Source organism: Paenibacillus sp. H1-7, from assembly GCF_022354825.1.
Lineage (GTDB): Bacteria > Bacillota > Bacilli > Paenibacillales > NBRC-103111 > Paenibacillus_S.
On sequence record NZ_CP031168.1, the window covers coordinates 2,952,059 to 2,969,275 of the forward strand.

Annotated in this window: 18 protein-coding genes; 16 read left to right on the top strand and 2 right to left on the bottom strand. The window is 55.5% G+C overall.

The window, feature by feature from the left end; all coding sequences use genetic code 11:
• Nucleotides 1-18 precede the first annotated feature (18 nt).
• The 13 genes from DVH26_RS13035 to DVH26_RS13095 all read left to right on the top strand — a co-directional run bounded on the left by DVH26_RS13035 (nt 19) and on the right by DVH26_RS13095 (nt 12,937).
• Nucleotides 19-1,656 (top strand): ABC transporter substrate-binding protein, encoded by a 1,638-nt coding sequence (locus DVH26_RS13035; protein WP_239634112.1) that lies wholly within the window; start codon nt 19-21, stop codon nt 1,654-1,656.
• Nucleotides 1,657-1,675: 19 nt separating this feature from the next.
• Nucleotides 1,676-2,602, top strand: a complete 927-nt coding sequence (locus DVH26_RS13040) for an ABC transporter permease (protein WP_239634113.1) — start codon at nt 1,676-1,678, stop codon at nt 2,600-2,602.
• Between the two features lie 70 nt (nt 2,603-2,672).
• Entirely contained in the window at nt 2,673-3,566 is an 894-nt protein-coding gene (locus DVH26_RS13045; RefSeq protein WP_239634114.1) for an ABC transporter permease, read from the top strand.
• Between the two features lie 14 nt (nt 3,567-3,580).
• Entirely contained in the window at nt 3,581-5,647 is a 2,067-nt protein-coding gene (locus DVH26_RS13050; protein ID WP_239634115.1) for an ABC transporter ATP-binding protein, read from the top strand.
• Nucleotides 5,648-5,854: 207 nt separating this feature from the next.
• Nucleotides 5,855-6,706, top strand: coding sequence for a transporter substrate-binding domain-containing protein (locus DVH26_RS13055; protein ID WP_239634116.1), 852 nt, complete (start codon nt 5,855-5,857; stop codon nt 6,704-6,706).
• A 21-nt stretch (nt 6,707-6,727) separates the two neighbouring features.
• The gene (locus tag DVH26_RS13060; RefSeq protein ID WP_239634117.1) at nt 6,728-7,453 is read left to right on the top strand and encodes an amino acid ABC transporter permease; all 726 of its coding nucleotides are present in this window, start codon (nt 6,728-6,730) and stop codon (nt 7,451-7,453) included.
• Entirely contained in the window at nt 7,443-8,153 is a 711-nt protein-coding gene (locus DVH26_RS13065) for an amino acid ABC transporter permease (protein ID WP_345774071.1), read from the top strand. The genes DVH26_RS13060 and DVH26_RS13065 overlap by 11 nt, the downstream gene beginning before the upstream one ends.
• A complete protein-coding gene (locus DVH26_RS13070; protein ID WP_239634119.1) occupies nt 8,150-8,902 on the top strand; it encodes an amino acid ABC transporter ATP-binding protein in 753 nt (250 codons plus the stop codon). The genes DVH26_RS13065 and DVH26_RS13070 overlap by 4 nt, the downstream gene beginning before the upstream one ends.
• A gap of 33 nt (nt 8,903-8,935) precedes the next feature.
• Nucleotides 8,936-9,445, top strand: coding sequence for a GNAT family N-acetyltransferase (locus tag DVH26_RS13075; RefSeq protein WP_239635355.1), 510 nt, complete (start codon nt 8,936-8,938; stop codon nt 9,443-9,445).
• Between the two features lie 12 nt (nt 9,446-9,457).
• Entirely contained in the window at nt 9,458-9,925 is a 468-nt protein-coding gene (locus DVH26_RS13080; protein WP_239634120.1) for a DinB family protein, read from the top strand.
• Entirely contained in the window at nt 9,922-11,112 is a 1,191-nt protein-coding gene (locus DVH26_RS13085) for an amidohydrolase (protein ID WP_239634121.1), read from the top strand. Before DVH26_RS13080 ends, DVH26_RS13085 begins: the two co-directional genes overlap by 4 nt.
• 11 nt (nt 11,113-11,123) lie before the next feature.
• Nucleotides 11,124-11,714, top strand: coding sequence for a GNAT family N-acetyltransferase (locus DVH26_RS13090; RefSeq protein ID WP_239634122.1), 591 nt, complete (start codon nt 11,124-11,126; stop codon nt 11,712-11,714).
• Nucleotides 11,711-12,937: a M20 metallopeptidase family protein gene (locus DVH26_RS13095; protein WP_239634123.1), complete on the top strand. Its 1,227-nt coding sequence runs from the start codon at nt 11,711-11,713 to the stop codon at nt 12,935-12,937. The genes DVH26_RS13090 and DVH26_RS13095 overlap by 4 nt, the downstream gene beginning before the upstream one ends.
• Before the next feature lie 80 nt (nt 12,938-13,017).
• Here the strand turns inward: DVH26_RS13095 and DVH26_RS13100 are convergent, their stop codons facing one another.
• Nucleotides 13,018-13,884 (bottom strand): aldo/keto reductase, encoded by an 867-nt coding sequence (locus DVH26_RS13100; RefSeq protein ID WP_239634124.1) that lies wholly within the window; start codon nt 13,882-13,884, stop codon nt 13,018-13,020.
• 84 nt (nt 13,885-13,968) lie between these two features.
• On the opposite strand from DVH26_RS13100, the gene solA reads away from it, so the two are divergent.
• The 3 genes from solA to DVH26_RS13115 all read left to right on the top strand — a co-directional run bounded on the left by solA (nt 13,969) and on the right by DVH26_RS13115 (nt 16,957).
• Nucleotides 13,969-15,105, top strand: coding sequence for an N-methyl-L-tryptophan oxidase (gene solA / locus DVH26_RS13105; RefSeq protein WP_239634125.1), 1,137 nt, complete (start codon nt 13,969-13,971; stop codon nt 15,103-15,105).
• Between the two features lie 109 nt (nt 15,106-15,214).
• The gene (locus DVH26_RS13110; RefSeq protein ID WP_239634126.1) at nt 15,215-15,787 is read left to right on the top strand and encodes a xanthine phosphoribosyltransferase; all 573 of its coding nucleotides are present in this window, start codon (nt 15,215-15,217) and stop codon (nt 15,785-15,787) included.
• Nucleotides 15,788-16,141: 354 nt separating this feature from the next.
• Nucleotides 16,142-16,957: a phosphotransferase gene (locus tag DVH26_RS13115; RefSeq protein ID WP_239634127.1), complete on the top strand. Its 816-nt coding sequence runs from the start codon at nt 16,142-16,144 to the stop codon at nt 16,955-16,957.
• An 80-nt stretch (nt 16,958-17,037) separates the two neighbouring features.
• On the opposite strand, the gene DVH26_RS13120 is transcribed toward DVH26_RS13115, so the two are convergent.
• The gene (locus tag DVH26_RS13120; RefSeq protein ID WP_239634128.1) at nt 17,038-17,199 is read right to left on the bottom strand and encodes a hypothetical protein; all 162 of its coding nucleotides are present in this window, start codon (nt 17,197-17,199) and stop codon (nt 17,038-17,040) included.
• Between the last annotated feature and the right edge of the window lie 18 nt (nt 17,200-17,217).

Sequence of the window (17,217 nt, forward strand, 5' to 3'; positions counted from 1 at the left end):
GAGAGCGGAGTGGACCTCATGTTAAAATCTGTGCATCATTGGATGAAATATATCGCATTGGCTTCTTTCCTTATGCTTGTCTTGTCAGGCTGCGCCAAAGACAGCGGAGTGACGGCGACCGGGAGCGCCACGGACGGAAAGCCCGTGCAGGGCGGCGAGCTGAGCTTCGCGCTGGCGACGTCTCCCGATACGCTGGATCCGCACCGCAGCGGATTGGCCGTAGCGGTCCGGGTCATCCGGACGATCTACGACAATCTGGTCGTCCAGCTGCCGGATAACACGATCAAGCCGTGGCTCGCCACCGAATGGTCGATTTCGCCCGACGGCAAGAGCTACACGTTCAAGCTGCGCAAGGACGTGAAGTTCCACGACGGAACGCCGTTCAATGCAGAAGCGGTCAAGTTCAATTACGACCGCATCATTAATCCGGAGACGAAGGCGGCGAACGCGCTTGCGCTGCTCAGACCTTACAAATCGGCGGAAGTCATTGACGAATACACGGTCAAATTAAATCTGGAAACGCCGTCCGCCGCCTTCTTGGGCAATTTGAGCCAGGCGCTGCTGGGGATCGTCTCCCCGACAGCCGCAAAGAAGTATGGCGACGACTTCGGCAAGCATCCGGTCGGTACCGGGCCGTTCTCGTTCGTCAAGTGGAACGAGAATGCGGATATTCAGGTTGCCAAAAGTCCCGAATACAATTGGGCGCCTGAGCTCGTGTCCAACAAGGGGCAGGCTTACTTGGATAAAATCACGTTCAAAATCGTACCGGAGGAAGCGACGCGTCTCGGCAGCGTACAGAGCGGTCAAGTGCTTGCCGTAGAAACGGTGCCGCCGCAAAATGTCGTAACGCTTAAGAACGATCCGAAAACACAGCTTCTTCAAGCCAATACGGTCGGGCTGCCGTATACGTTATTTTTCAACCTGCGGCGTCCTCCCTGGAATGACGTGAAGGCCAGACAGGCAGTACAGGCGGCGCTGGATGTCGACGCTATCGTTAAGACGCTGTACCTGGGGACGTACCAGCGGGCCTGGTCGGCACTGACGCCCGGCATATTCGGTTACGACGCGTCGCTCGAAAACTCGTTCAAGCAGGACCTTCCCAAAGCGAACCGGCTGCTCGATGAGCTGGGCTGGGTGAAGGGAGCGGACGGCATCCGCGAGAAAGGCGGCAAAAAGCTGACGCTCCATTACGTAGACGCGTCGCCAAACCGCGAGAAGCGCAACGATATTGCCGTTATCGTGCAGCAGCAGTTGAAGCAGGTCGGCATATCCGTAGAGATTGAGATTACAAAGGATGTCGCCAACGTCGTTTACAAGAACGGCGCCCATGATTTATACGGCAACAGCCAGGTCAATTCCGACCCGGATGCGCTGAAAAACTTTTACCGCACGCAGGATCCTAATGCTACCAGACTCACAATCGCAGGCTTAGCCGATCCGGAGTTGGATCAATTGCTGGATCAAGGGACGTACGAGCAGGATCCGGCGAAACGTGAAGCTATTTACAAGAAAGTACAGCGATATTTGCATGACAATGCGGTCATCATTCCGATTTATATATTCCCGTATACAGTGGCGGCTTCCAAAAGCGTCAAGGGCTTGAAGTTCGATTCGCTCGGATATCCGTTATTTAACGATGTATCGATTCAAAAATAAGTCGAAGGAGTAGATGGAAATGGCCAAATCGATGCTGGAAAGGCTGATTACTTCGCTGCTAGTCATCATCGGATCGATGGCGCTGGTGTTTTGCATCATTTACGTCCTCCCCGGGGACCCGGTGCTGTCAATGCTCGATCCGGCTTCCGCTACTCCGGAGATGATCGCCAACCTGCGCCAGCAATTGGGGCTGGATCAGCCGTTCTATGTTCAGTTCGGCAGCTATTTTTCCGACGTTATACGGGGCGACTTCGGCAGATCGATGATCAACAGCGATCCCGTGCTGCCGAAGATCATCACGCACTTTCCGGCTACGCTCGCGCTGACGCTGGCCAGTACCGCCATATCGGTTATATTCGGGGTGCTGCTGGGTGTGTTGTCGGCCATTCACCGGGACCGCTGGATCGATGTGATTGCCCGGCTGGTCGGCTTGTTCGGCATCTCCATGCCGACATTCTGGTCCGGCATTCTGCTCATCCTCATCTTCTCCGTGTCTCTCGGGTGGTTCCCGGCCATGGGCTCGGATGGGCTGGCGACGCTAGTTCTGCCTGCGCTTACGCTTGGCATCGTGGGGGCCGGCTTCATCGTCCGCATGGTCCGCAACAGTATGCTGGAAGTGATCAACGAGCCGTTTATCGTGACGCTGCGGGCTAAGGGAGTCTCGGAGAAGCTCGTCATGTACCGCCACGCTCTGCGCAATGCACTGATTCCGGCCATCACGGTCATAGGTATACACATCGGGGATCTGATGGCGGGAACGGTCGTTGTCGAAACGGTCTTTTCGAGGCAGGGGATCGGAAGAGTGATCGCCGACGCGATCATGGCCAAAGACTTGCCGGTCGTGCAGGGCGTTGTCTTTTTCTCGGCTATCGTCTATGTGCTGGTGAATCTGCTCGTGGACATTTCGTATTCGTTCATCGATCCCAGGGTCAGACGCTCCCAATAGGCTAACGGGCAGCCGTTGCAAGTTTATGCATCATCGCGAACATTGAACGACCATTAGGAGGGATTTGAACATGAAGGAAGTGGTAACCGCCGGGACGTATTCGCCCGCCAGCAAGCTCCGGAAGGCGGATACGGCAATCCGCAGACGGCCTGCCGTATCGGAGCTGTTCGTATTTGGCGCGGGGCTTGTGGTACTGTTCATGATTTTATGCGCCGTCATACCGTCCGTAATTGCCCCGTATCCGCCGACGCAAATGTTTACGGACCGCATATTGCAGGGGCCTAGTGCAGCCCATTGGTTCGGGACGGATTATTTCGGCAGAGACGTATTCAGCCTCGTCGTCCACGGAAGCCGGGACTCGCTGTTTATCGGCGTCGCGTCCGTGCTGGCCGGCGTCTTGCTGGGCGGAGCGATCGGCGCTCTGTCCGGCTACATCGGCGGTTTTCTCGATGCGGCATTGATGCGATTTATCGACGTTTTGATGACGATACCGGGCATCCTGCTCGCACTGGCTATTGCAGCCGCACTCGGACCGCACTTGTTCAATATCGTGTTCGCGGTAGCCGTATCGGCCGTTCCGGGTTATGCAAGAGTGATGCGGGGACAGATAATGAGCATCAAAAGCCGGCCATACATTACCGCATCGCAGTCCATAGGCACGTCCCGGCTGCGGATGTTCTGGTGGCACGTGCTTCCGAACGCGTGGTCTCCGCTCCTCGTTATGGCGACGATCGGGCTGGGCTCTGCGATTTTGATAGGCTCCGGGTTAAGCTTTCTCGGACTCGGGGTGATCAAGGAGGTTCCGGATTGGGGCGCTCTGCTCTCCCAAGGAAGAGGCTACTTGACCGTCGCCTGGTGGATAGCAACCTTCCCGGGACTCGCGATTACCTTGTTCGTGCTCTCCATCAATTTGCTGGGAGATAAATTCCGGGATGCTGCGGATCCCAAGAAAAGCAGGGAATAGCAGGGGGGACAGCGATGAAACAGCTTTTGGACATTCAGCAATTGTCGGTAGACTTCGCGACGAAGAGCGGGGCGCTTACGGCGTTAAGCGACATCTCTCTGCACATCCGTCCCGGTGAAACGGTATGCCTGGTAGGGGAATCGGGGAGCGGCAAGACGATCACCTCCAAGTCGGTGATGCGGTTAATCGATTACGAGAACGGCAAAATTACCGGTGGAAGCATTGTACTGGACGGCACGGACTTGACGGCTTTGCCGCAAAAGGAATTGAAGAGCTTGCGCGGGAAAAAGATGGCGATGGTGTTCCAGGAGCCCATGGCGGCTTTCGACCCGGTATTTACGATCGGCAGTCAGATCATGGAAGTGATTCTGGAGCATAAGCTTGGGAGCAAGCAGCAGGCTTACGAACGCGCCGTTCATTTGCTTCGAAGAGTGGGCATCCCCGAGCCGGAGCTGCGGATGAAGCAGTACCCGAACGAGCTGTCGGGAGGGATGCTCCAGAGGGCAATGATCGCCATGGCTCTGGCGTGCGGCCCTGAGCTGCTGATCGCCGATGAGCCTACCACGGCGCTGGACGTCACCATTCAGGCGCAAATTTTGCAGCTGCTGAAGGAGCTTCAAGCGGAATATCGCATGGCTATTCTGCTGATTACCCACGATATGGGCATTGCGGCGCAAATGGCGGACCGGATCATCGTCATGTATGCCGGGAGCATCGTGGAGCAGGCAACGGCCCGGCAGCTCTTCGAGCAGCCGCATCATCCTTATACGAGAGGACTGCTTCAGTCCATCACGACGTTGGACAGCGAACGCGGGTCCAAATTGTTTTCGATAGAAGGCGCGATCCCGAACCTGTCGGAACTCCCGCCAGGCTGCCGGTTTCATCCACGCTGCCCCTTTGCGACGGACCGGTGCTCGAAGGATAGCCCTCCTTTGTTTCCCGTAGGAGGAAGGCAGACCGCTTGCTGGTACGCCGGTGAGCTGGTCCAGCGGGAGGATTGGTACCGCCCGGCTGCGACACCGATAGCGGATGAGCCGGAGTCGAAGCAGCAAGGGACGCAACGGACGGCGGCTGCAGCCGATCGGGACCTGCTCCCGGATGAAGTGCAGGGCAAGCCGGATCACCTATGGGAGATCCATAACCTCAGCAAATATTATCCGGTTAACAAAGGCTGGCTGAACCGGAACGGTTCATACATTCGGGCAGTGGACGACGTATCGTTCACGATCGCCAAAGGCGAAACGTTCGGTCTCGTAGGCGAGTCCGGCAGCGGCAAATCGACGCTGGGAAGGCTGCTCCTGCAGCTGGAGAAGCCTACGGCCGGCAAGGTGCTGTTCCAAGGCAGCGAGCTGACTACGCTCGGAGCGTCCGGTCTTCAGGAAGCGCGCAAGCATATGCAGATGATATTCCAGGACCCGTACGGCTCGGTGAATCCGCGCTGGAAGGTTGGGGATATCGTCGGGGAGCCTCTGCGCGTTCACGAATCGCTGAATCGGGAGGAGACACGCAGTCGGGTGGAGCAGCTTCTGGAATCGGTCGGGTTGAATCCGGCCTGGTATGACCGGTATCCGCATGAATTTTCGGGCGGACAGCGGCAAAGAATCGGCATTGCCCGAGCCATCGCGCTGCGGCCGCAGTTTCTGCTTGCGGACGAGGCGGTATCGGCGCTGGACGTATCCGTACAGTCGCAAATCGTCAATTTGATGCAGGACCTTCAGGACCGGCTGGGACTGACCTACTTGTTCATTGCCCACGGTTTGAATATCGTAAGGCACATTTCGGACCGCATCGGCGTCATGTACCTCGGCAAGCTCGTAGAAATCGCTCCGAGCGAGGAGCTGTTCCGGCATCCGGCGCATCATTATACGCGGGGGCTGATTGCTTCCATCCCTGTCGCCGATCCGGCCCGGAAGCGCGAGACGATATCCATTCAAGGGGAGATTCCGTCCCCGTCCAATCCGCCTTCGGGCTGCCGCTTCCATACGCGGTGCCCTGCAGCGACGGACAGATGCCGGCAGCAGCAGCCCGAGTGGCAGGAAATCGGCCCGGGGCACTGGACAGCGTGCCATCACCCGGCCTAGCGCACTTCGTTCGGGATGGGGACAGACGTCCTGCATCCCTTGGGCTAGGGCATACCCCAACGCATCCGGCGCTCGGAACATTGGATTCATTGTAATTTCCGGCTATAAGCCATTCGGATGCAACTACGTGCTGCATTAAATCCCATTATTCCGGTTGGTTATTGATGAATAAAGCGATCGATTGTTGAAAAGGGAGAGGGTATTTGTATGAAAAAGAGAGGCATTGCAGCATCCGTATTAGCTTTATTATTCATTGCAGCAGGCTGCGGGACGGCCCCGGCCGGCAAAGACGCAGCATCGGGAACAGCATCCACCACTGCTTCGGCAGGCGCTGCCAATGCTCCGAAGGTACAAAAAATCGTCGTCGGCACCGGAACCCAGTTTCCGAACATCTGCTTCATCGACGACAAAGGAAATTTGACCGGGTACGATGTCGAGCTCGTCAAGGAAATCGACAAGCGATTGCCGGAATACGAATTCGAATTCAAGACGATGGATTTCTCCAACCTGCTGTTAAGTCTGGAGACAAAAAAGATTGATTTTATCGCGCATCAAATGGAAGTGAACAAGGAACGGCAGGAGAAGTTTCTGTTCAATGACGAGGCCTACAATATTTTTCCGAACAAGGTTGTCGTTCATAAGGACCGTAACGATATTCAATCCATAGACGATCTGAAAGGCAAGAAGGTGATCGTAGGTGCTACGAGCAACGCTTCGGTTCTCGTGCAGGACTATAATAAAACGCACGACAATGCGATTCAAATCGTCTATTCGGGAAGCGGAGGCACGAACGATGTCATCGCCCAGCTGAAGGCGGGCCGGGTTGACGCTACGATCAGCACGCAATTTGCCGTGGATCAACGCAATGCAACTGCCGATGCGCAGCAAAAAACGGTGGGACCGGCCATATCCAATTCGAAGGTGTATTTTATACTCCGCAAAGAAGGAACCGATCTGAAAACGAAAATCGACGAGACGCTGAAATCGATCAAGAAAGACGGCACCTTGTCCAAATTAAGCACCAAATGGCTCGGAGCAGACTATACGGTGTCGGAATAACCGTTCGGAAAGGGCAGCGCGATGGGCAAAGCGTTCGATATTCAATTGGTGGGAGTGTTCCTGCCCAAGCTTTTATCTTATTTGCACATTACCCTGTTCATATTGGCCGCCTCCCTGCTGCTCGGTTTGGCCGTAGGCTTCCTCATTGCCATTCCGAGATTGTACCGGTGGCCGGTGCTTGACAGAGTAATTATGATCTATGTGTCATTCATAAGGGGAACGCCGATTATCATTCAAATGTTCCTCGTCTATTACGGTCTCCCCGAGCTGCTGAAGTGGTTCCGGCTCGATGTGACAGACGTGGAGGCCATCGTATTCGTCATCATTACTTACGGACTTCATATAGGAGCTTATGTGTCCGAAATCGTCCGCTCCTCCGTCAACAGCGTGGACCGGGGGCAGCTCGAGGCCGCCTATTCGACGGGAATGACAGGCAAGGATGCGTTCGTGCGCATTGTGCTGCCTCAAGCGATGGGGATTGCCTTGCCGAACTTCGGCAACCTGGTCATCTCCAGCATGAAGGATACGTCGCTCGCGTTCTCGCTAGGCGTAATGGATATGGTCGGCAGGGCGGAAACGCTGTTTACGACGAACCATTTTCTCGAAATTTATATGGCGCTAGCGATCATCTACTATACGATATGCATTGCGCTGGAATGGCTGTTCGCCGTAGCGGAGCGCCGATTGCTGAGGCATGAAAGGAAGCTGGCCGCAGGTCCGACTGGAGGGGTGACTTATAACGCTTGATCCCTTATTTATCATTGAAGCCTTTTGGGACATTTTGGAGGCGCTGCCGCTTACGTTATTCATTTCGATCATCCCTTTGCTGTTCGGATTTGTGATCGGCACGGCGATAGCCTTGGTAAGAATTTACAAGGTGCGGTATATCCATTGGATAGCAAGCTTTTACGTGTCCTTCATCCGGGGCACTCCTCTGCTGCTGCACATTATGATTATTTATTTCGGCCTGCCGATGCTGTTCGACTATTTGGCGGAGCTGTACGGCTGGGGGTTCCGCTCGAAGTCGATTCCGCTAGTTACCTTCGTGCTGATCGCGTTCTCGATCAATTCCGGCGCTTACATGTCCGAGGCGATCCGTTCCGGTATTTTGTCGGTATCGAGCGGTCAAATGGAGGCTGCTTACTCGGTCGGGATGACGACGGCGCAAGGGCTGAGGCGCATTGTCATTCCGCAGGCGCTGATGGCAAGCTTGCCGAATTTGCTTCATAAATTTGTCGGGCTGCTGCACGGTTCTTCGCTCGCGTTCACTATTTCCCTGCAGGAGCTGAACGGCAAAGCCAACATTGTGGCGACTTCGAACCTGAAATTTCTCGAGGCGTTTATTGCTGCCGCATTGATTTATTGGGCGCTGACGTTCGCTGCGGAGAAGGTGACGTACATGCTGGAGCGCCGTTTGAATGTATATAACCGGGGAGGAGTCGTATGATCGAGCTGAAAAACATCCGGAAGACGTTCGGAAAGCAGGAGGTGCTGAAAGGAATCGATCTGACGGTCAGCAAAGGGGACGTTGTAGTCATCCTCGGGCCGAGCGGTTCCGGTAAAACGACGCTGCTCCGCTGCATTAATTTCCTGGAGCGGCCGAATGATGGGGAGGTGGCCATAGGAGACTTCCGCGTTTCCTGCAAGCACCCGAGCAAAACGGACATTTTGACGGTGCGCCGAAAAACGGCGATGGTGTTCCAGCATTACAATCTGTTCAAGCACAAGACGGTTGTGGAAAATGTCATGGAAGGTCTCGTCGTCGTGCAAAAGCTCCCGAAGGAGGACGCCCGGGAGAAAAGCCTGAAAATGCTGGAGAAGGTGGGCTTGTCGCATAAGGTGGACGCATATCCCGTCGAGCTGTCCGGCGGACAGCAGCAGCGGGTGGGCATCGCACGAGCGCTGGCGCTGAATCCCGAGGTGATCTTGTTCGACGAGCCGACTTCCGCTCTCGATCCGGAGCTTGTCGGTGAAGTGCTATCCGTCATCCGCAAAATCGCCCACGAGGGCGTGACGATGATTGTGGTGACTCATGAAATGAGCTTCGCACGAGACGTTTCCAACCATGTCGTCTTCATGGATGACGGCAAAATTGTAGAGGAAGGGAAGCCGGACGATATTTTTGCCCGGCCCAAAGAGGAGAGGACGAAGCAATTCTTGAAACGAATTACCCCGGAATGGAGCTATGTCATTTAGATTGAAACGATTTTGCTGGGAAAAGGTTCGGAGGTGTGCCGATTGAGCGAGGTTTACCGGTTGGCCCGGCCGGAGGATGCAGAAGAGGTGCTGCGAATCATCCGCGGAGCCTATGCGTCCCTTGAGCGTCTGGGTATAGAATTTCGTGCCGTCCATGCCGATTTGGCCATGGTCAGAGACAATATTATTCATCATTCCTGCTTTGTCCTTTTTCAAGGCGATGCGATGACGGCAACCATCTCCTTACGGTCGCTGGAAGAAGTGACGGAATATCCTTTTTTGTACTGGTTCGCCGTCGATCCGCTTGTAAATGGCCGGGGTGTCGGCACGAAGCTGCTGACGTTTGCGGAGGAAACGGTCGTAAGGGATACGATGGGAGCCCCTGCCGTTACTTTGGCGACATCGCTAAAGCATCCTTGGCTGCTGCCGATGTATGAACGGAGAGGCTACGAGCGCTTTTACGAGCGGGAATTGGGGAAGGACGACAAGCTAGTATTTCTAAGTAAGCGACTGCTGCCTGAGGCGCAAACCATTTTATCCTAGGAGGACGGTCTTATGAGTCAACAAGTGATCGATCTTGTACCGTATACGAACACGTATCACCAATTAAAGGCTGCTGTAGAAGGATTATCGGAGGAGCAGCTGAAATTCAAGCCGGCGCCCGACAAATGGAGCGTTACCGAGGTGCTGTCCCATCTGGCGGATCACAGTATCGTATTCTCGTTTCGCATCCGCAAAGTGATCGCGGAGACCGACGTTCAGCTGGCGGCTTTTCAGCAGGACCCATGGGTCGCCCATTCCAAAGCCAATGAAGGGTCGGCTGCGGATGTTTTGGACGTGTTCGGTGCGCTGCTGGCCTATAACAGCCTGCTCTTTAAACGGCTATCCGCTGCCGATTGGCACAAATCGGGGGTGAATGGGAAAGGGGAAACGGTCACGCTCGAGGACTCCTTGCTGGCCTTTGTTCGCCACGTACAGACGCATTTGGGCCAGATTGAGCGGATCAAGAGTGCGCTGCAATGAGCGTTACCGATGTAACGAATTGGCTGACGGAACCATGGCTGGAGCATTCGAGAGCGTTATACCCGAGATTGGTCGAGTTTCGCCGCGATCTGCACCGGCACCCCGAATTATCGATGCAGGAAGTAGAGACGACTCGCAAAATAAGGGAATTTTTGGAAAATGAATCGATAACCATCCTTCCTCTTGATTTGCCTGTGGGTGTCTTGGCCGAAATCAAGGGAGCTTATCCCGGGCCGACGATTGCGCTCAGAGCCGATATCGACGCGCTGCCGGTCCAGGAGGAGACCGGATTGCCGTATGCTTCTACGGTGAGCGGCAAAATGCATGCCTGCGGGCATGATTTTCACACGGCTGCGATTCTCGGCGCCGCCGTGCTGCTGAAGAAGCACGAGAGGCTCTTGCACGGCAGCGTGCGGCTCTTGTTTCAGCCCGCCGAAGAGAAGGGGACCGGAGCGCAGGCGATGATAGAAGCCGGAGCGCTGGAGGGCATCGCAGCGATCTTCGGCATGCACAACAAGCCGGACCTGCCGGTAGGCACGATCGGCTTGGCGCCCGGCCCGCTGATGGCGAGCGTCGACGGCTTCAAGATCAAGGTGCGCGGCAAAGGGGGCCATGCCGCCGTACCGGATGCCGCCATCGATCCAATCGTGGCGGCAAGCGCTATCGTCGGCGGCATCCAGACGGCCGTGAGCCGCAACACGAGCCCGTTCGACCGCGTCGTCGTGAGCGTATGCAGCTTCCACGCGGGTACGACGTGGAACGTGATCCCGGACACGGCCGTGCTCGACGGCACGGTGAGGACGTTCCGCCCGGAGGTGAGGCACGAGATGCCGGACCGGCTGCAGCGTATCGCGACGGGGATCGCCGCAGGCTACGGTGCTTCCGTCGAGCTGAGCTGGTATTCGGGCATTCCGACGGTGAATAACGATGCAGCCGCCGTAGACATTGTCCGTGAAGCGGCCGACGGCTTGCGGTTGACGGTCGTGGACGCAGTACCTTCCGCCGGGGGAGAGGATTTCGCGCATTATCAGGAGAAGATCCCCGGCTGCTTCCTGTGGATGGGGACGGGCGGAACGGAGGAGTGGCACCACCCGAAATTTACACTGGATGAGGAGGCGCTGATTCCGGGAGCGGCATTATTCGCGTTGACGGCGGTTCACGGGCTGCACAAAGTGAAGGCGGAGTAAGGGGGAACTTCATGGGAAGCTTGAAGCTGATTACAATTCGGGATGCAGGAGCTGCGGATGAGGAAGCGGTCCGTCAATTGATGCTCGGTGCGTACGAGCAATATGCTGCCGTGCTGCCTCCTGCCCGCTGGGAAGCGTACCGGGAGTCCATCGCAAGCTCTGCGCACGGCGACGGTCCCATTGCCCGGATCGTTGCCGAAATAGAGGGGGAAATCGTCGGCAGCGTGCAGCTGTTCGACTCCTCCTTGGCGGCTTATGGCAGGCCGGAGCTGGATATCCGGTCACCGATTATCCGGCTGTTGTCGGTATCGCCTCAGTCCCGGGGATTGGGAATTGCCACGGAGCTTATTAAGGAAAGCGTTCGCCGCTGCCTGGCGCTGAAAGCCTCAGCGCTGCATTTGCACACGTCCGACATGATGCAATCCGCCGTAAGGCTGTATGAAAGGCTGGGCTTTGAACGCGCGGCGGACAAAGATATCCGCAACGGAGACGCTTTGATCAAAGGGTATCGCCTGCTGCTGAACGAATCGATTTTGCTGCAATGGCAGGAAAGGCTGGTAAGGCAGGAAGCAGCGCATCCAAGGACGGGTGGAGAACAATGACGATAGCGGATCTAGCGTATCCCCTGTTTGACTATATAGATTCATTGGAAGAGGAGCTAATATCCATCCGCAGAGAGCTGCACCAGCATCCAGAGCTGTTGTTCGATGTTCACCGGACATCGGCCCGTGTTGCCGAATTGCTGGAGCAATGGGGACTCGAGGTGCGAAGGCACGTTGGAAAGCACTTCGGAATGGGCGTCGTCGGTATCCTTAAGGGAGAACGGCCTGGCCGCACCGTCCTGCTGCGTGCGGATATGGACGCGCTTCCGATCCACGAGGAGAACGATTTGCCGTATCGTTCCCGCCTCGACGGCAAGATGCACGCGTGCGGGCATGATGTGCATACAACGATGCTGCTAGGCGCAGCCAATGCGCTTAGCCGATTCAAGGAGCACCTGAGGGGAACCGTCAAGTTCGTCTTCCAGCCGGCCGAAGAAGGCGCCAAGCCGAGTCCGCTGGACGGGAGACTGATCAGCGGCGGGCGGGACATGGTGGAAGCCGGCGTGCTGGACGGGGTGGACCTATGCTACGCCCTGCACGTATGGCCGGAGCTTCCCGTCGGCACAATCGGTGTACATTCGAAATATGCGATGGCGGCCTCGTCCCATTTCACGGTCGAATTTCAAGGCGCCACCGGTCATCACAGCACGCCGCAGTTGGCTGTCGATGCGATCCTTATGGTCTCTCAGTTCATCACCGAGATGAAGGTGATGATGGCGTCGGAGATCAATCCGCTGGAGCCGGCCGTATTGTCGTACGGCACCCTGCATGCAGGGACGGCGATCAATACGATTGCGGATAACAGCGTATTGACGGGCACATTCCGTGCCTTTGACAAGGAGACGGTGGACAAAATACGCCACGCATTGGAGAACCGCTCGCAGTCCATTGCGGAGAGCTATGGCGGAACCCGCTCGGTCCGGCTGCGTGTGGGGACCGCTTTACGGAATCATCCTGAGGCCGTCCGGCAAGTGATGGAAGCGGGAAGCCGCGTATTGGGCGCAGAGCGAACGATCCTGATGGATACGCCCAGCTTGGCGGGTGAGGATTTTGCCTTGTACGTAGAGCAGGTTCCGGGTGCGTTTGCTTTCATCGGCGTTGGCAATGCGGACAAGGGGATCGTCCACTCCATCCATCACCCGCAGTTTGACGTGGACGAGAGGGTGCTTATACACGGGGCGAAGCTTCACGTTCAGCTGGTGCTGCAGGCGAGTGAGGAATAGAAAGAGGGGGTCCAACTTGACGGACCCCCTCTTATTTTGTGTTATAATTAAGGCTTGTCCGGACTGTCTGGACGCGCCATTTACGTTCGTTGGTACCATTGGCCGGACATCCATTCGGTCGCTTTCCAGCGTAGGACATCGGGATTCGCAAGGTGAATGATTTGCTTAAAAAACTCCAGCTGCTCGATATCCGTCAAAGGCTTGAAGTTTTTGACAACCGCAAGGTTCTTCTCCAGCTGCTCCATCGACTCCATACCGACAATGGTCGTCGATACAGGCAGCGCCAGCGTATAGCGCAATGCCTGCTCGTACCAAGGCGCGAGCTTGCCTAGCGCAAATACTTTCATGCCGATGACGGCAATGCCCTTTGCATTTGCTTTCGGAAGAAACTCATGCGCGAAGCTGTAGATGAAATGATCCGCTGCCGATAAAGCGACCAACGCGCTGTCAAAAGGGAAACGATCGATCGCTTCCAGCTGCACGTTCGGGTTCGTATGCCCGCTGATGCTGAGCTTTTTGACGAGTCCTTGCTCACGGGCTTCCAGTAGAGCTTCCATAGCGCCGCCCTTGGCGAAGCACTGGTTCAATTGCTCCAGCGTCATAATGTTGTGCAGCCGCCATTCATCGACGTGATCCGTCTGAAGACGCTTCAGGCTCGCTTCCAACAGCCTCAATGAGCCGTCACGGGTACGGTCATGGGTCTTGGTAGCAATCCATACGTCCTTGCGGCGGGATTGAAGGGCTAGCGCTTTGCCCAGTCGTTCTTCCGATTGTCCGTTAGAATAGCTCGGAGCCGTGTCGAAGTAGGTGATTCCTTCATCAATGGCCCGGTTCACGATCTTTAAAGCCTCTTCCTCGGTGCATTGATGCTCGTCTACAATTCTTTGTGCGCCAAAGCTGAGGATAGGAAAGGAACGGCCGGTTTGTCCAAACGATCGTTGTTCCACATGATTCACTCCCTGTCATTATGAAATCATTTCCTGCAAATAGTATACCATAAGGAATGCTATGAAAAGAAAGGTGGACGTTCTATGCGTACGTCATATGATGTTATCGTTATCGGAGCCGGCTCGATGGGGATGAGCGCCGGCTACTTTTTAGCCAAGCAAGGGGTCAAGACATTGCTGCTGGATGCATTCGATCCTCCCCATACATCGGGCAGCCATCATGGGGATACTCGTCTCATTCGGCATGCTTACACGGGTAGCGCGGCTTATACGTCCCTAGCGCTTAGGGCGGACCGGCTGTGGACCGATCTGGAAGCAGCAACCGGAGAGCGGCTGCTTGTACGGTCCGGGGTACTGAATGCGGCTTCCGCCGATGATCGTTCCATGGAAGAGAAGTGGAATCGCGCTCAAGAGTTCGGCCTCCAGGTCGAATCGTTGTCAGCTGACGAGATAAGGAAGCGCTGGCCGGGAATGGAGCTCCCGGAGACGTATCGCGGACTTTACGAGAATGAAGCGGGCTATGTATTCAGCGAAGCGTGCGTCCGGGCCTACCGGCAGCAGGCGCTGGCCCATGGGGCTGTGCTGCTAGCCAACACGCCGGTAAAACGCATCGAAGCCGCTAACGGCGGCGCAACGGTATATACGGATGCGGGAGTCTTCACTGCCGACCGGCTGATCGTCAGCCTGGGAGCCTGGTTCGGCAGCATCGGTAATTTCCTGCCGCTTCCGATCCGGGCGGTAAGAAAAGCCGTAGCCTGGTTTGCCTCGGAGAAAGGCTTGTTCGAGGAAGGCTCGTTCCCCGGATTTACTATAGGAGGGGAAGGGACGGGCACGGATTACTACGGATTTCCGAGCATGAACGGCTCCGGCGTCAAGATTGGCCGGCACGATTCCGGGCAGCTGTGGACGCCCGGCCAGCCGTTTGAGCCCTTCGGGGCATACCCGGAGGATGAGCAGGATCTGCGTCAGGCGCTGCAAGCGTTCATGCCTCGCGCCGCCGGCAAAGTGCTCCGGGGTGTCGTATGCAAATACGAGCTCACCCCGGATGAGGATTTCATCATCGATAAGCATCCCGAGCACGATCATATATGGATCGCCGGCGGCTTTTCCGGCCATGGATTCAAGTTTGCCAGTGCCATAGGGGAAGTATTGAGCGAGCTGGCTACCAAACAAACGACGGAGCAGGATTTGAGCCCGTTTGCCATTTCCCGGTTCAAGTAAGCGAGAGCAAAGGTTGCTTTTCCGGTCCCGTTCGGTTTATGCTTCTTGGTATATGCTCACAGAAGAACTGCATACAACTGAAGGAAATCGTGAAGGAGAAATCAATGTTATGAAAGCATTGCAGGACAAAATCAAAGCGGAAGGCACCGTATTAAGCGAGAGCGTATTGAAAGTGGATTCATTCCTCAACCATCAGGTGGATCCGGAGCTTATGCTGGCCATCGGACAAGAGTTCGCGAAGCGTTATGCCGAAGCAAGAATCGATAAAGTGTTGACGCTGGAATCGTCGGGAATCGCGCCGGCCGTGATGACCGCTCTGGCTTTGAAGGTACCTTTAATTTTCGCGCGAAAACAGAAATCGTTAACGTTGAACGAGGATCTCATCGTGAAAACCGTATATTCCTTCACCAAGCAGCAGCAAAACGAAGTGGCGGTTTCGAAGAAATTTCTGAATCCGGGCGAGAATGTGCTGATCATCGATGATTTTCTTGCCTACGGCGAAGCCGCGCTGGGGATGGCACAAATTGTGGAATCGAGCGGTGCGGTCGTATCCGGCATCGGCATCGTTATCGAGAAGGCGTTCCAGGATGGAGCGGCTAAGCTTAAGGAAGCGGGATACCGGGTCGATTCTCTTGCTAGAGTCGCTTCACTTAAGAATAAAGAGGTTGCTTTTGTAGAGTAGCGGCAGCGTCCGCCTTTGAAGCTCGTGAACTACCGCAACAAGCCTATCATTCAAAGGAACACGACTTCAACAGCGGCCGGAATCCTACGCCTAATTCCCTCCCTACGCACAAAAGTAAATTGTACATCAAGAACGCCGCAAGGCGTTTTTTTCTTTTTTCCACCAAGTAAGCAGTTCTTTGGAAACCACATTGCCAGGAAAACAACACTCATGGTATGGTATAGGAAATTATTGGAGGAGGCGATGGTTTATGGAAAGCATAGTCGCGGCAGTGGGCACAAATCGAGGGGATAAACGCATCACGGCCCTATAAACTGCGGGAATCCCCTGAACGTGTGAGAGGGGTATCGTATTTTGAATCGGCAACCAAACGATAATTCGCTATATAATGAAGAAATTGTACTTTCCGACGAAAAGTCCGTTTCCCAAAAGGGAAATGTAGTGCTTCGGCCTTCCGGTCCATGGTCGCCCTATGTGTTCTCATTACTCCGGCATATCAGGGAAACAAGCGGCTTATTGGTACCTTCCATCGTTGGCCCAGGCTTTGACTCCGAGGGCCGCGAAATGCTGAGCTACATAGAAGGGGAGTTCGTACACCCCGGTCCTTGGAGCGATGACGCGTTAGTGGAGGTCGGCAGGATGCTGCGAAGGCTTCATGACGCCGGCGCAAGGTTCGAGCCTGAGGCCAATGCCGTCTGGAAGCCATGGTTCTTGCGGGATGTGGGCGAATCGAAACGAGTGTACAGCCATGGTGATATCGCACCGTGGAACATGGTTACGCGAGATGAAATGCCCGTTGCCTTGATCGATTGGGAATTTGCCGGACCTGTCGATCCCATGGCAGAACTGGCGCGAGTGTGCTGGCTGTTCCCTCAGCTTCATGACGACGATGTCGGCGAGAAGGTAGGACTGCCGTCTCTTGAAGTGCGGGCGAGGCAGCTTCGTTTGCTGGCGGATGCTTACGGCATTGATCCTTCCCAAAGGAGCTCATTATTCGATCTTATTTTAGAGGTTGTTGTGCGCGAGACCGCTGAAGAAGCGATCGAGAAGCGGGTTACCCCGGACTGTGTCGGGCCGCTGTGGGGAATTGCGTGGAGGGCGCGGGCTGCATCATGGATAGTGCGCAACCGGGTTGTTTTGCACAATGCATTGGATCGTCAGCTATTTTGATTTGCGCTGCTGAAAGAGGCTGCAGACCTGATCGGGTTGGCAGCCTTTTTTTGCTTTTCTCTGGTATCCCTATGTAGCTTCTAATCCTTGATGAGATCTATATCAGCGAGCAAATAATATTTCTGCTCTCCGGCTTCATACACGACAATACGCCCCTCCGCGTCCTCTTCCATGTTGATGACATCGGCGCGAGATAGGGTTTTTAATTGCAGCGTCTCGCAATGGATAACGTGATACTTCATCTTGGCTCCCCCTTTATT

Coding starts and splice junctions, on each gene's coding strand:
- DVH26_RS13035 (WP_239634112.1), top strand. CDS start 19: ATGTTAAAATCTGTGCATCATTGGATGAAATATATCGCATTGGCTTCT.
- DVH26_RS13040 (WP_239634113.1), top strand. CDS start 1,676: ATGGCCAAATCGATGCTGGAAAGGCTGATTACTTCGCTGCTAGTCATC.
- DVH26_RS13045 (WP_239634114.1), top strand. CDS start 2,673: ATGAAGGAAGTGGTAACCGCCGGGACGTATTCGCCCGCCAGCAAGCTC.
- DVH26_RS13050 (WP_239634115.1), top strand. CDS start 3,581: ATGAAACAGCTTTTGGACATTCAGCAATTGTCGGTAGACTTCGCGACG.
- DVH26_RS13055 (WP_239634116.1), top strand. CDS start 5,855: ATGAAAAAGAGAGGCATTGCAGCATCCGTATTAGCTTTATTATTCATT.
- DVH26_RS13060 (WP_239634117.1), top strand. CDS start 6,728: ATGGGCAAAGCGTTCGATATTCAATTGGTGGGAGTGTTCCTGCCCAAG.
- DVH26_RS13070 (WP_239634119.1), top strand. CDS start 8,150: ATGATCGAGCTGAAAAACATCCGGAAGACGTTCGGAAAGCAGGAGGTG.
- DVH26_RS13080 (WP_239634120.1), top strand. CDS start 9,458: ATGAGTCAACAAGTGATCGATCTTGTACCGTATACGAACACGTATCAC.
- DVH26_RS13085 (WP_239634121.1), top strand. CDS start 9,922: ATGAGCGTTACCGATGTAACGAATTGGCTGACGGAACCATGGCTGGAG.
- DVH26_RS13090 (WP_239634122.1), top strand. CDS start 11,124: ATGGGAAGCTTGAAGCTGATTACAATTCGGGATGCAGGAGCTGCGGAT.
- DVH26_RS13095 (WP_239634123.1), top strand. CDS start 11,711: ATGACGATAGCGGATCTAGCGTATCCCCTGTTTGACTATATAGATTCA.
- solA (WP_239634125.1), top strand. CDS start 13,969: ATGCGTACGTCATATGATGTTATCGTTATCGGAGCCGGCTCGATGGGG.
- DVH26_RS13110 (WP_239634126.1), top strand. CDS start 15,215: ATGAAAGCATTGCAGGACAAAATCAAAGCGGAAGGCACCGTATTAAGC.
- DVH26_RS13120 (WP_239634128.1), bottom strand. CDS start 17,199: ATGAAGTATCACGTTATCCATTGCGAGACGCTGCAATTAAAAACCCTA.